Origin of the sequence: Weissella muntiaci (genome assembly GCF_008107635.1) — a bacterium.
Taxonomy (GTDB): Bacteria; Bacillota; Bacilli; order Lactobacillales; family Lactobacillaceae; genus Weissella; species Weissella muntiaci.
In genome coordinates, this window is sequence record NZ_SDGZ01000008.1 from 1 (window position 1) to 15,223 (window position 15,223).

General features: G+C 37.4%; 8 protein-coding genes. All 8 read left to right on the forward strand.

Annotated elements, in window-relative coordinates; genetic code table 11:
- Positions 1–810: CAP domain-containing protein (locus tag ESZ50_RS11605; protein WP_187387522.1), on the forward strand; the 810-nt coding region annotated here is incomplete at its 5' end.
- A gap of 407 nt (positions 811–1,217) precedes the next feature.
- Complete coding sequence (locus ESZ50_RS02150; protein WP_148621960.1) at positions 1,218–8,744, forward strand: mucin-binding protein; 7,527 nt, start codon at positions 1,218–1,220, stop codon at positions 8,742–8,744.
- Positions 8,745–9,900: 1,156 nt separating this feature from the next.
- The gene (locus ESZ50_RS02155) at positions 9,901–10,425 is read left to right on the forward strand and encodes a hypothetical protein (protein ID WP_148621961.1); all 525 of its coding nucleotides are present in this window, start codon (positions 9,901–9,903) and stop codon (positions 10,423–10,425) included.
- A 1-nt stretch (position 10,426) separates the two neighbouring features.
- Positions 10,427–11,635, forward strand: a complete 1,209-nt coding sequence (locus ESZ50_RS02160; protein ID WP_148621962.1) for a hypothetical protein — start codon at positions 10,427–10,429, stop codon at positions 11,633–11,635.
- Positions 11,636–12,427: 792 nt separating this feature from the next.
- A complete protein-coding gene (locus ESZ50_RS02165; RefSeq protein WP_148621963.1) occupies positions 12,428–13,084 on the forward strand; it encodes a hypothetical protein in 657 nt (218 codons plus the stop codon).
- Between the two features lie 28 nt (positions 13,085–13,112).
- Positions 13,113–13,703 carry a single-stranded DNA-binding protein gene (locus tag ESZ50_RS02170; RefSeq protein ID WP_148621964.1) on the forward strand — a complete coding sequence of 197 codons (591 nt, stop codon included), beginning with the start codon at positions 13,113–13,115 and terminating at the stop codon, positions 13,701–13,703.
- Positions 13,704–14,256: 553 nt separating this feature from the next.
- A complete protein-coding gene (locus ESZ50_RS02175) occupies positions 14,257–14,679 on the forward strand; it encodes a hypothetical protein (protein ID WP_148621965.1) in 423 nt (140 codons plus the stop codon).
- Positions 14,679–15,218: a hypothetical protein gene (locus ESZ50_RS02180; protein ID WP_148621966.1), complete on the forward strand. Its 540-nt coding sequence runs from the start codon at positions 14,679–14,681 to the stop codon at positions 15,216–15,218. Before ESZ50_RS02175 ends, ESZ50_RS02180 begins: the two co-directional genes overlap by 1 nt.
- The last annotated feature ends 5 nt before the right edge of the window (positions 15,219–15,223 follow it).

A 15,223-nucleotide genomic window follows, 5' to 3' on the forward strand; every position in this document is an offset into this window, starting at 1 on the left:
GGAACTAGCACAAGCGAAAGTGAGGCTGGAAGCGACACAACAGGAACGAGCACGAGTGAGAGTGAAGTCGGAAGCGACACAACTAGCACAAGCGAAAGTGAAACTGGGAGTGATACAACAGGAACGAGCACAAGTGAGAGCGAAACTGGAAGTGAAACAGGTAGTGAAACAGGTAGTGAAACAGGGTCAGATAATGGGTCATTTACTGGTAAGACCAACGCTACAATTGATTCCATTAACGACTCCGTTGCCATGCAAATTAAGGATGCAATGTTAACGGAAATAAATGACTATCGCGCGCATTATGGAGTAGCTCCGCTTCAAAAAGATGATGTTGTTCAAAATTTTGCAGATACAAACATGCAATGGGGTGTTGACGTAGCAAACCAATCTGCAACAGATCATCAATACTTTAATACGCATGGAATTGATATTTTGATGAGTACCAATTTTAGCAAGATTGGAGAGAATGCTACCATTTCAGGTACAAGTTATGGTGTAATGCTTAATGATGTTTTGTCTGAAAGTGTTAATACCAAGGATAGTATTACCTATTCGCAAAAAGTTATGAATGCTAACTTATTAAATGAAGCTGAACATAACAATTCAACAATTTCAGATATTGCAAAAACTCTAATTGCCTTATTTGGAAATGACGGGCAGCCAGTCGGATATCAAGGAACTACTAGCTTGACCCAAGGCTCAGCTCATAAGCAAACTATGCTAAATTCTGCATATACTGCAGTTGGATTTGGAATTGGCTTGGATAAAGATGGGAATGTGCAAGTGTTAATTGATTTTGCTGGATAATTTAGAAGTTAATGAAAGAGCACTTTGTGCTCTTTTTTGTTTTAAAAAGGTATATGCATCAGAATCTATTTCAACATCAGATGGAACTTTAGAATCTTATGGATATAGTCTATATGAGTTTTTGACTTTGTTAGATAATTGTCAAATAAACGAGATGTTTAAGATACCAAAAATCGGTGCTTCAATTGAATCATTTATCAAGCCTATGATTGATTTGGTGAAAATGTCAACGTGAAATATAAACCAAAAAGGAGCAATTCATTTGAAATGTTCCTTTTTTATGTTTAAAAAGGTTGTTAAAAGGTTTTTCATTGTTATATGAAGAGTAAAATAATATAATAAAATAGTAAGTCTTTCGTTTAGGGCTATTTGTAAAATTATTTGTTTTTGGAAAAAGGAGAAAGTGTATGACGGCTAAGACGCTATCCCATCGCGCTATGTTAAAGCATGATGAATTGGATATGACCAGAAATCGCAAATATAAGTTGATAAAGGTTGGGAAATTTTTAACAACTGCTTCAACTATGGCTATTACAGGTGTTCTGGTAAACACAAGTTTTGTAAGTGCTGATGTGCAAAATGCAACAGGAAGTAAGAATAGTGACACTAGTGTTACTGAAGTATCGAGTAGCAAAGTTTCAGATGTTTCTGGAGACAACCTTGATGCAAGTAGTAATACGACAGGTGATCATTCTGAGGTAGTAGTCAAAGCAGGAACTGATACTACAGTTACAAAATCAAGTGAAACCAGTGCTAATTCGACAAGTTCATCTGAAAACAGCTCACAGACTAATTCTGAAACAGTGAATACCAGTGAGACATCATCAACGGCAAGTACGAGTGAGTCGTCATCAACAGCTTCATCACAACAATCTTCAAGTCAATCACAAGAAGCTGATAAAGCAAGTTCGTTACATGTTGAAGCAAGTAACTTTTCGAGTATTGCTGCCTCAGCCCAATCTGCAATCGATTCGATGGCGATTGAAGATGGAAATGCTAATAAAGCTGCAGGATTTGTATCCAATGACGCTTTTGTCGCTTTAGGTCAACATCAAGAGACTGAGAGTAGTGTTGTTGCAGACAACGTAAAAAAAGCTGATGAATATATGGCCAAGGGTGATAATGAAGCAGCAAGCTCATTGATCGTTGCTACGGCAGGTATTATCGCAACTATGAATCAAGAGATTCAATTAGCCGCTGCAATGGTCGAAGAGGACTCTTTCGGAGCCGATGCTAATGTAAAGGCTAGAGCTGATGAAGCGTTGAATAAGTTGCCAAATATTGACAAAATCAAGTACCAAACTGATGCTTATGGAGATCTGATTGTTTCCGTTGATAAGTCAGCTGGGCTTGGAGCATATAACGACGCGATTGCCGCTATTACTAAGGCTGGCTTGAGCTCAAACTTCCGAAACATTGTTGACCCAATTGTTGGTGATGGATTAAATGGTGGGACAATAACTGATCCAAGTGGTATCAGCATTACATTGAGTGGTTCTCGAAATAATTCGACTGCTGCAAATATTAACTGGGGATCAGAGGGTTCGGCTCAACAAATTGAGCAAGGATTCAACCCTACTTTGACGATTACGCCTACCCCTGGTAGCAAGCTAACGCAAGAAAATATGGAGGACATGTTAGTCAATGACAACGGTCTTTCATTCAATAGCGGGAATGTTCAAGTTACTGGACAGGATGTGCGGACAGGTGCATCAAAAGATGCATATCTTTCGGCTGCTGGTGCAAATACAGGTGATAACAATGCAGTTGTTGCCGATTGGCAAACTGGGACAGTCATTCATTTAGGGCAAGTTGGAACTACGGTGTCAGGTAAAGCTATTTCGGCCGATATTAAAATTACTGGTGTAAATGGAGGATCAGGACTATCTGCATTACCAAATACTGGTTCATTCTGGTTCGTTGGTGCTGGAGGTATTTCATATAATGGTGTCGGACTTTCAAGCGACCTGGAATGGTATGTTGATGGAAAGCCAGCTACATTAGTAACGATGGATATGATCACTGATTTAGATCAGGGACAAAGTGTTCAGTACCAGACAGGTGTTCCTACAGCCGTTCTAGCTGGATCTGCACTAACTTATGATGCTTCTACTCAAACATATAATGGGGGACTTCAAACTGGCGGTGGGAAAACAGCTGGAGCCCAAGCATTTATCTCAGTGACAGTTGGAACCCATATTGGGATGAGTTTTGTTGAGTACAATGGTTCAGCAACGTATGGTATTCAAAGCTATGGTAATTTAAGTCAAACTATTCGGAATATTTCCTATCCACAAAAGCTACAAGTTCAGTATTATGACGATACTACCAAGACATACTTATCTGATGATCAGGTTAAGTCTATGGGATTGTCTAACGAAATTAACGGTTTGTCTGGTGAGTCCGGAACAGTTGTCTTGCCGATTCCGAAAAATTACGAAGTAAGTTGGGCAAACAATGGCCAACTGGTAGCAGATAAAGGTACCGTTAAAAACGGTTATGAATTAGTTGGAAGTGGCCTTTCAACTGATACATCTGGTATCAATGCCACAAGTAAGCCTTTGTCTGTAAATAAAAATTATTACGAGACAACTGGAACTAGTAAATTGGCTTATACTTTCGATAACAACGAGGATAGCCAAGGAGATACTCAAAAAGTAATTGTCCATTTGGTTCATGCAACTGAGGATGGTGTTGCAACCAATAACTATACAGTTAATTATAAGACTTCCGATGGGTCTAAATTACCAGCATACGTTCACTCAGTTACTCAAAGTGTGAACTGGACTGATTCACATGACTTGTTGACAGACACTCATGTTTATACTCCAGATTATGATATTGTGAACACAACTTCTCCAAAAGTCCCAGGTTATGTAGCAGATCAAGAAGCGGTTACGTCTGGTTCATGGAATCAAAGGTCAACACAAACTGTCTTGCCTTCAAATGAAGTGAAGTTGGTGACTTACACACCTGCGACTGCCAAGGTGATTGTAAAGTACCTTGATGATACTACTGGTGGGACGCAAGTTGGTACAACCCAAACGATTGATACCATCACAAACGGAAAGGGTAGCTATACTGTAGTTAATCCAGACCCTAGCAAGTGGGTGATTTCTGATATGGTATCTGAGCCTGTACAACTTTTGTATGGCACTTCAGCAGATGGTGTAGGCTCTATGACTACGGACGGTCAGAACTTTGGTTCAAAGATTTCTTATGTAGGATCTGATGGAGTAGGTGGAGTTCAAGAAATTGATATTCATCTAAGCCACAAAAATAATGTTACTGAATTTGCCAAAACACAATATGTTGTAGATTATAAATTCGGTGATGTCGGAAGTTCATTGACTGGTACAACGGCAGCGCCAAGTCATACAATGAACGTTGTATGGACAAAAACTATTGACGAAGTCACTGGAGCTATCACATTATCTCCAAATACTAGTCAATTTGAATCAGCGGTACCATCCCCTGAAATCAAAGGATTTACGCCTGATTCAAATCAGTCATCATTCACACAACCTATTGCTGTAACCTTCCCAAAGGGAACGCCTGATAGCAATATTGTTGCTGCTTTGCAAAATGAACATATTCTAGTTCAGTACGATGGAGACCACCAATCAGCAAATGTACATTTTGTGGATGTTAATTCGAAGTATATGGGCGATGGAAATGGTAATGATCCGAAGGGACAAAAAGATGGCTTCGATGAAAAGGATGGCAATGAATTAACTGCCTATCAAGATACATTGACTGGAATTACTAGCCAAGGTTTGCAAACAAGTGTTCAGGATAAGATCAAGGCTCTTGAAGATAAGGGATACAAAGTTATTGAGACATCTGCTGGTGCGCAAACAAACGGAGCAATCAATTTAACTTTCGACAATGATGATGCAACTAATCAAAATGTTGTATTCTATGTAATTCATGATGGTGGACCAGTAACAAAGGATGATGTTCCTGGACCAAATTTGCCAGATAAGAACGGTAACGTCAGCGTTTCTACTGAAATTGATTACGTTTATGGTGCAAATGCTGGGGATAAAGCTGGACAACAAGCTGCAAATCCATCAATTGAAAATTCAGTGATGAATGGTTGGAAGGACAAGGTAACCGGAGATATTGATTGGAACCCAGCTAGTGTGAAAACAGCTGATGTTAAGTCACCAATTATTAAAGGTTACACACCTTCAGAGAGTGTTGTATCAGGTCGAGAAGTTACACCTTCTTCGAATAATTCAAAGAAGACAGTGACTTACTTCGCTGATGACCAAAAAGCTAACATCACTTATCATGATGAGGACTCAAACAATCCACATGACAATATACCTGGACAGGTTATCACTGGTTCGACTGGCGAACATAAAACAGTGACGTTGACGCCACCAGATGGTTATGTGATTGATCCTTCTAACTTACCATCAGATGGTAAATATAATCCGGATGACAAGTCATGGACATTTGATATGGACGATGACGATAATGTAGATCAAAATTTCAATTTTGGACTAAAGCATGATTATCAAAATGCCAAAACTGGCCAACCGGGTGTTCCTGATGGTGTTGAACTTGATGCTGATGGTAACAAAGTTATCACGCGTACAGTTCACTATCTGTCTACTACAGGAGTTACTTTAGCTCCAGACGTAGTACAGACAGTTGTGTATCATGGAATTTATGATCCAGTCGAAAAAATGACTAAATTTGTAGTTTATCGTGATATGACTACGCTGACTACTATTCCAAATTCAGTCAAGAGTGTTACATCAGATACTAAGAATGAAATTGCTTACGGTCTTGGTGATGATGGATTAACATCAGGCATGGAAATGAACGATGTGCCATCACCATTTATTAAGGGGCATAATGCTTCGCAAAGCCAAGTGACAAATTATGCTACAATTTTGACGACACCAAGTCAGGATGAAGTTGTAACGTATGATGGTTACAAGGATTCAACAATGTTTGTATACTATGATGATGTAACAGGCAAGATTATCCCTGAGACAGAGCAAATGTTTAGTGGGGATGAAGGTCAAAAGTTTGTAAATCAAAGTTTGGACTTTGATATTTCAAAAAATCATTATTCATACGTAGACACAACTGATGGTAGTGCTGCTGGAAATGTAGTAACTGATGTTGTAAATTCTGATGGAACGAAGGCAACATTTGTGACAGGTTCACATGTGTACTACATCCATTTAACACATCAATATATCCCCGCAAAAAATGGAGATACAGGGCTTCCCGAAGGTGTAACTCCTGATGAAAAGGGAAATTATGAAGTTACGCGCACGATTAAGGTTGTAAATGAGAACGGTGACGCATTGTTTAGTATTCCTCAGAAGGTACAATTCAATGCACAACTCGATCTTACAACAGGAACGGTCTCTTATACTCCAAGTGAGGGGATGTTTGAGGCATATACTGTACCTGAGATGAATGGTTATACTGCAGATAAGTCGTCTGTGGAAGCAATGAAGGTTACGCCAGACACCAAATCATCGGAAGTGGTTATCACTGAAATTGCCCAAGGGCAAAAAGCTGAAATCTCGTATGAAGATGAGAGCGGTAACAAGATTGATTTGAGTTCTAAAACCCAGAATATTGCAGGTAAAACAGGTTCTCAGGCAAGTGTAGGTCTATGGGACTTCGCTAGTGCTGGATTTATGATTGATGAAGCTAAGGCCAAAGCAAACGGTTTGTCATTGTCAGATAACGGAAAAACACTCAATTTTGCGTATGATACAGATACAAGTAACACGCAAAAGTTTGTTATTCCGCTAAAGCATGTAATTCGTGGGGCAGTAACTGGTGATAAAGGTCTACCGGATGGAATGACTTTGGATAGTAATCATAACCATGTAGTATCACGTACGATTAATTATGTTGATGCAAATGGTAAGGTAGTAAGTCCTAAATATGTTGAACAAGTTGCTTACCATGCAACAATTGATGTTGCATTAGGTAAAGTTTCTTGGACAGTAGATAAGGCAAACTCAGTGGACTCACAAACGTTGACACCAACATTGATCAGTTCTGATTCAATGGAGTCTACTTTCAACCGAGGTATTGTTGGAGGCAGCTTGCAGGATAGCTTGAATGAAGTTTCAGTTCCAACATTGTCAGGCATGAAACTTATTTCATCAGATGCTAGCGTTAGTGATCTAAAGGTATCACTTGGAAGAGATAATGCTGTTGTCAACGTTGTATATGCCGAGCAAGGTGCTACCGGTTCAGAAGTATCATCAGTAGTTGATAGTGCTGGAGCAAGCCAATCATCAAATAATTCAAATGCCTCTGGAACTGAGAACTTAGCTACCGCACAACAGGATGCACAGTACTTCATTGACCTGGCATCTACTGCGACTTATACAACTCCTAATGTGGACAAAGCAATAGCAGTATTAAAGGCAATGTTGAGTAATTCTGATGTTACCGCCCAAATGATTATGGATGAATTAAATGCGAATAAACCAGCATTGATGCAAATCAATTATGCAATCAAGGGAGCCGGTACTCCAATCGCAAATTCAGACTTCATTATGGGAACAGTTTCAGATACTGTTGCAGCGGGGGATGATCCAAACGCAGGATTTAAAATCCCATTGAAGAATATTCCAGGATATAAATTCGCAAATACCATCAACAATGGTTCAACCGAGTTTAAAACTGCATCAGGTAAGACAATTAAGGTCGTAATTGGTGAAGGTGGCGCATACATTGAAGACGATATGGAGTCTATTAATTTGACTATGGATTATGTAGTAGACAATACTTCGGGTACTAGCCAAGCAGGATCAAATTCGTCACAAGGTTCGCAATCACAAGCTCAATCACAAGGTTCAGCGGCGCATAGTAACGCAAATTCTCAACCTGTTGATAACACGTCAGGCGACAATAAGGGTGAAACTGGTAATCCAGTTGTTGATACAACAGTTACTCAACACTTTATTGACTCAACTACGGGTAAAGAGGTTGAAGTATTGGCACAAACTAAGGCTGGAACACCAGGTAGTGATCATAAATTTGATCTACCAGATTTCGGTGCTCTAGGTTACGGTGACGATACCTCTAAAGCTTCAGATCAAGACAGTTTGACCGGTAAGTTTGGAAACAAGAATAGTGATATCTATCATTACTTAGTTGAAAAAGAGGTCCCAGCTACATCGAAAGATGAGGGAGTACCTTCAAATGTCGATGATAAGACTGGCATTGCCGAAGTCACTCAAACTGTGAATTTTGTGGATGAGAATGGTAAGAAAATCTCTGATTCAAATATTCAAACTGCTAGTTTCAAATACATGAAGAATTTGGTTACTGGCAAGATCACAATGACTGTGGTTAAGAATAATTTTGTTGAGGTTAATGCTCCAAAGGTGGATGGTTATCAATTACTGACACCTTCATACGCTACAATTAAGCCCGTTAATGGGCTGACAGCTATGTCAGAGTCATCAGTGATTAATGTGCCATATCATCAAATTAAGACTATTTGGAATGATCAAAGTGGTAAGGAAATCAAATCTGTTGTAGGAACTGCAGTAGTTGGAGATGTTGATGGATACGTTTTGGTAAACACTAAGCAAACAGCTAAGGGCGATACTGTTTATACTATGGAAGCGGTTGATAAAGCCACTCCCGGAGCCGACAAGACAATCGATAATGGTAACGATAATGCGGGATCCCAAAACAACGGTGGTTCAACAAAGGCTGCTGTGAACGATTCACCAAGCACAAAGGCTACTATGCTACCAAACTCAGATACTGGCGTTCAAGCTGCAGGTATTGGCGGAGCTGGCGGTACTAGTCAAGCAACTCTGCCTGACACAGGAATGACTGATAGTTGGTTCTTAGTTGAGGAAGTAGTAGGAGCTTTGACACTTGCTGGAGCTGCGGTAGTAGGAAAGAAAAATAAGCGTGAGATTTAAAGTTTTATTGAATTAAAGCACGTTAAGCACACCAGAGATGGTGTGCTTTTTTAGTACAAAAAAACATAAAAATTTAATTGTAAATTAGCGGTAATGGCGAAGGTGTTGCAGATTATAATACTGCCATTGATAACGGTGTAAACATTGGAAACTTTGCCATAGCAGGTGTGGTTATTGTAGGTGTCGTAGGAATGTTCTTTGCACCCGAAGCAATACCAGCTATTTCAGCGGCGATGACGGCGGTAGTTGCATCTGTGAAGGCATCCTTCGGTATGGGCGCTTAAATAGTTTAAAAGATGCATCAGATAGAGTCTGTTGTATCTTTTTTTTGTAGAAAACTATATTATTGGACTTTTAGAATCAATACAAATAAAACAGCCATTTGATTAAATCAAATGGCTGTTCGGAAGAAGAATAATTGGATTTATCACCCACGCTAATTGTAGGGCTCGCATATATTCGGGGAAATATTATGCAACAACTTAATTGTAGTTGATCTTTTGTAATATTACAACAAATACTTTTAAAAAAGGTTATTCAAAGGTATACTAAAGTAGTAACATCTTTAATTTATTTTTTTATTCTATCTATCCTTATAGATGAGCACTTAATTAATTTATTCTTTAATTAGTTTAATTAATGAATGGATATTCCAAAGTGTTATTTTTAAAAGATTTATCAACGATATTTTCGTTATGATTGGACATAATTGGTTTATGGAGACATAATTTATCAATCAATGCTAGTAACTGGTAATAAGGAATACGGGGCTAACAGTTATTTTTTGCAGGAGATTATTATGATTGGACGTCAATTAGCCAGACGGTGGAGAATTTTTATGTTGTTTGATATGCCCTTTTTTGGTCATATTTGTGTTGAACAACACAACAGCTAGAATGTTAATGTCACGATATTTACGTACTTTCATTCATTATTTTTACTTAGCTGCATTTTTTAATTTAGATTTATAGACACTAGTTGAATTTTTTTGACTGGTGTTTTTTTGCGCTCAAAAATCACGACACTTTGATAGGACTATTTAGCATTTCACTTAAAACTCCTATCAAAGGTGGTTTTGAGTGCGATGCTAAGTGGTTTTGTACTACTTAAATCTTATAGGGAGGAACAATTATGTTTAAAATTAGGAGGAATTATTATGCGTTTAGCTAAAAATATTGTGATTAGCGCGATTGAAGTTGAAAAAGATATGCGGTTTATAAAATACACGTATCATTATCAACGCGGTCAAGCAGGTAAGGACTATAAGACTGTGAATTCTTATCATGACAAACTGGATCTTGTTGATGATTTGGTGAGTCTTGCTGAGAAGGTTGTCTTAAAGAAGGAACCAATCACGGCTGTGGGCAGTGCTAAGGAGCTTTTTTGGCGACTTTTCGAACTATTACATTGGCATGCGGAAACGCCGAGTCAGGAGCTTATAAGTGGCGATTACGGAATTACCGTAAACGAGCTTGCGAAGCTGATACAAAATAATAAGTTGAAAAGCGTCAGGGCAGCACGGTATGGAGTGAAGAATGAAGATCAGGGAAAGTACGTATGGTTTGCTGACAGCGGAAAGATAGAGATATCATCGCAAGTTAAAGCTAAGTATGCGTATGCTCAAGTCTATCAATTTCTAAACGCTAATGCCGAATTCAACTTAGTGCAATTGGAGGATTAATATGTCAAATTACTTAGCAGAAAAATTACCTACAGTTATTGGTGAATTGTTTGGTATAGGAATTTCAGAGTATACACTTAATGGCCAGGAGGAACAGACAATTTTTGGGAAGTTCCGGGACACGAATTCTAAGAATATGTTTAGCAATGATAGACAAATTAATGTGCCTATCGTGTCTACGTATGATAAAGAGCCATTTGAACGCCTAAATAAAGTGTTCGAACGCCTTATTATGCAGACAGGTAAACACGTTAGTATGCCATCAGAAATTTCTTTAAATTCAATTTCAATATGCTTACATGATCTTATAGAGTCAAGAATACATGTTGAGTTGTATATAAAAGAAAGTACTGTGAAAAGGACCCAAACTGACGGTGGTGATGAATTCGTAACTAAAAAAACATACTCATTTTTTGAGACTGTTAATAGTACAAGTGTCTTTCCTAATGCAAGCATACAAGAACTTGTGGAGTTGAAACCTGATTCGGTGGGCAATGTATTCTATGGAAATTTGGCTTCTATCTTGGTCGAAAAGAATGATAGTGTTTATTCCAATCGTCAAATACAGGGTGCTGAAATTGAAAAAAATACAAAGACCCGGATGGGCCTAATGTTGTATATTGGCAAAACATTGAAAGATGATAAATCTCCAAATGCTATGAAACTTGCAAAAAGTCTCGCTGAGTATATGCAACAGGTTGATCCAGATAGATATACGACACTTGATATTTTGAAACATGGAGTATATTCCAGTAATGCAAGATTTGCAGAGGGCATAAAAAGAGAAAATATTGATAAGTTAAAAAGACTCATTGATAAAAAGTCGGATTACGGCCGTGCAAATTTTGCAACTGTCAGGTTCTCTTTTACATTGCCAGATGTTGATCCAGGTAAAATTTTCAGGACCAAGGAATTACTACCTAATATATATTCTCCACTAAATGTTGAGAATGATTGGGAGGTGATTTTCAATCCTGACGATTTTACCATTCACGAATTTGCGAATATTCTTAATCCGTTAATTGAACGAGGCTTGCTTGATGATAACGATTTTCAAAACCTGCAGAAGGCTACACACTACAGTACAGTGTTCGACGTTGTTGAGAAAGTGTTGCATAAGCAAAATGTAACTTTAAAATTTGCGTACACAAACTTAAAGAATGGTGCTACGACAGAAATGTCGGCGATCTCATTCTTAGGAACCTTATAGTTGATTAATACTTGTTAAAGAGTAAAGGAGAAAAATTATGAATAACCTAATGAAAAATTTAGTACACTTTTCCGTTGTGATTGTATTATCCATTTTGGTGAGTACAACAGTCTTAAAATACGCGGAGGAACAATATACAACACATCCAAGATTAGTAATAGTTACATTGCTAATACAATTGGTCTCGCCAACGATAATTGCGAGAATAATTGGTAATGAAAAGGCTAGAATTAACGTCGCGTGGACATTAGTTTTAACGTTCATCGTAATATTAGTTTCGGACATTTCAATTACTGCTTATTCATCAGTTTCCTCTGTGAAAAATACAGCGATTTTCGTTCTAGTCGGAGGTATTGTATTGTATATTGTCCGTGCTTTAAGAAATAAAATGGAAATGAAATAACAGTGCTTGGATATATGCTAAAATAGTTAGTATATTTAATGAAAAGGTGACTAAGATGACTTTTGTTTTTGTAATGATTGTAGTGGTATGTTCATTCATATTGGCATATCTATTTCGCAAATTAACAAGCATTGTAGAAACGAAAGTATCAAGTTTACCAGCACAAAAACAATTACCAGTAACACTGGCGTATCTTGCATTTATACTGATATGCCTTGTCGTTCTTGTAATTTTGATATTAAAGATACTAAATTTTTAAAATATTCTAAGCACTGACCAATTTAATATTGGTGAGTGCTTTTTGTTTGGAGAAAAAATTATTTCATATTTGGAATGATTTTATGAGATTTGGTAAGAATAATTATCGAGAATTTAATGGGAGAATTGAAATGAGTACACGTTTAGAAATTGCTATTAAGAAGATGCACAATTTGGAATCAGAACTTGAAAATGCACAGAGGCTTGCTCGTGAAGCTTCAAATGAAATTCCTTTTGGGCAGCCTAACATAATTGGGCGGAAAAACATCTATAGAGACGTCCAACATTATCATAATAAGGTAATTAGTTTGGATATCGAATTAGAAGATCAGAAGAAATATGTGGAGAAGCTACAACAGTGGTCTGATAACAAGGATTCTGGACGTAGAAAAGATGGTAACGTCGACTTTAATAATGTCGCAAACATCGAAATGATTTCACAGATGATTGCTGATTTAGAACTTGAAAAGATTGAGCGAAAAGCCAAAGGGGATTGGACCTCAAATTCTCAGACCAAGCTTCGTACTTGGAAAAAGAAATTGAGTATTTTAGAAGACCTGAAGGCACAAAGTGAGATTGGTCAAGATTCAATGAGTAGTCTTACAAAAAGAATAATTGATTCAGGCCGAGTTAAACGTTGGGATAAAAAGCCTATGTTTTACTTTGTTCAGGGCCTTCAAAAAGTCGCGTTGCAACTGACGGAGCAAGGTGAATTCGTAATGTCATCACGTTATGCGGCTAAAAATGAAGATGATTTAAAAATTGTAAATTCGTTATTAGAAATGTAATAAACAAAAGATCAAGGAGAAACAAATTATGATTAATAGCACATCATTAACAGGACGATTGACGAGAGACGTAGAGCTAAAGTATACACAAAATGGAGCCGCTGTTGCCTCATTTACTCTTGCTGTGGAACGGTCTTACACTAACGCTAATGGCGAAAGAGAAGCAGATTTTATTAACGGAGTAATTTGGCGCAAACCCGCTGAAACCTTTTCGAATTTCTTTTCAAAAGGTTCTTTGGTTGGAATAGAAGGTAGGCTACAAACTAGGTCTTATACTGATCAAAGTGGTCAACGTAGGTATATCACGGAAGTTATTGTTGAAAACTTTACTCCTCTTGAGTCGAAAAACGATAATATGGCACGGAAAACAAATAGAGAACAAAATAATTCGCAAGCTAATAATGGTCAATATAATGCCGGAAACAATGCTAACGGCAATGTTAATGGTAATGGTCAATACAATGCCAGAAACAATGTCGCTGGTAATGGTAGTGATAATGGCTTTAATACAGGCGGAAATAGTAATTTTGGATCTGGATTTGATGGAAACAAGGGTAACCCTGGAGGATTTAACGGGGCGACTGAGGTAAATGTATCAGATGATGATTTGCCATTTTAATTTCTGATTTTAGATGTTTTTTATAGGAGATAAATTATGACTGAATTAATTAAATACTTGATTATTGCTTTGTTCGCTGTATTCGTATCAAAGGCTTACGATCAAATCGTAAAACCGCGTAATCATAACGATAAAAAGTAATTAGAAGATTAACCAACCAAGGCAACTTAGGTTGGCTGTCCAAAGCTATCAACCCGGAAGGGAGGTGCGGCTGGCATGGAAACACTTTGAAAGGAGTGATGCCAATGTATCATGATAGTAAAGGACCGCAAAAAGAAAACGACTTTGCAGAGAACGCAAAAGCCGTTTTGATTGCGGTACTAAGTACCTATTTAGCTGATCATATTGACAGTATGATCAACTTTTTAGTGAACTGTATCAGCCACCTAATACAACTTAGGTAAATTATAACATATTAATTAATTAGTTAGTTATAAAGGTTGATCGTCGCAAAATTATTTACTAAAAAGTTATGTCAGCTAGGTTGATAGCTTTGGAGAGCCAATTTAATTGTTATTTCATAGGAAATCAGCAATTGAAGAGGAGATACGTTATGAGTGCATTTGCAATCTCAAAATTTTTTTCGGATAGAATCAAGGATACGCTAAGTATCTTTAGTACATCGACAGATTGGCCTCAGACTAACGTGAAGTTATTTGAGAATGACTGTTATGAGTTGAAACTGAAATGGAATGTAATTCATGGAGATCAGGAAATTTCGTTGTTTGAAATTGATGATGAGTCAAGAATTGATGCATCCTTTATGACAACAAGAATTCATTTATCTATGAGTATTCTAGAGTCAAAATTCCCAGACTATATTCAAACTAAAGAATATGACTGGGAACTAAGAACTGATGGTCATAACATTGATTTTTTGAATAGTAGAATGGAAGTCGTGGGCTATTGGCTTGGTGCAATGATCCATCTTGGCAGTTATTTGCATCCAAAGCAAGTCGTGAAATCTGGTGAATAATGGAAAATAATGTACTGAATGAAATTATATTTCCAGAATTGCCAAAAATGGTTTTTGACGAAAGATTTGGTATTACTGGTAATCCTGAAACGATATTATGCGTAATGGCTGATATTAGAGCTTCAATATTTCAGAATTCTGATGGAAAAGTTGTGGGAGGAGTAGCTGTTGAATTTGAAGAGTATCTTGATCGAGATACACCGATTAAGGCAAACGGTACTGTGAGACAACGTGGAGCTGGGGATTTACCAGGATACATGTATTTGAAAAAGTCAGAGAATGTTAATGGTTTCTATCCAAAATTTGATATTGTCACAAATGGAGTTAATTTCTCAAACTGGGAAGAGTATAAATTTCTAAGAGAGATGTATGAGCGCCTTGAGAATATCAATGACTTATTAGCTGTACAAATTCGTATTGCTGTAGATAAGGTGGAAGATCTGTTGAGTTCAATAAGACAGAAACAAATCAATCTTGATTTGAAAATCAAAAAAAATGTAACACAAAACAAAGTGAACAAATATTATATTGTTGACTGAATGTA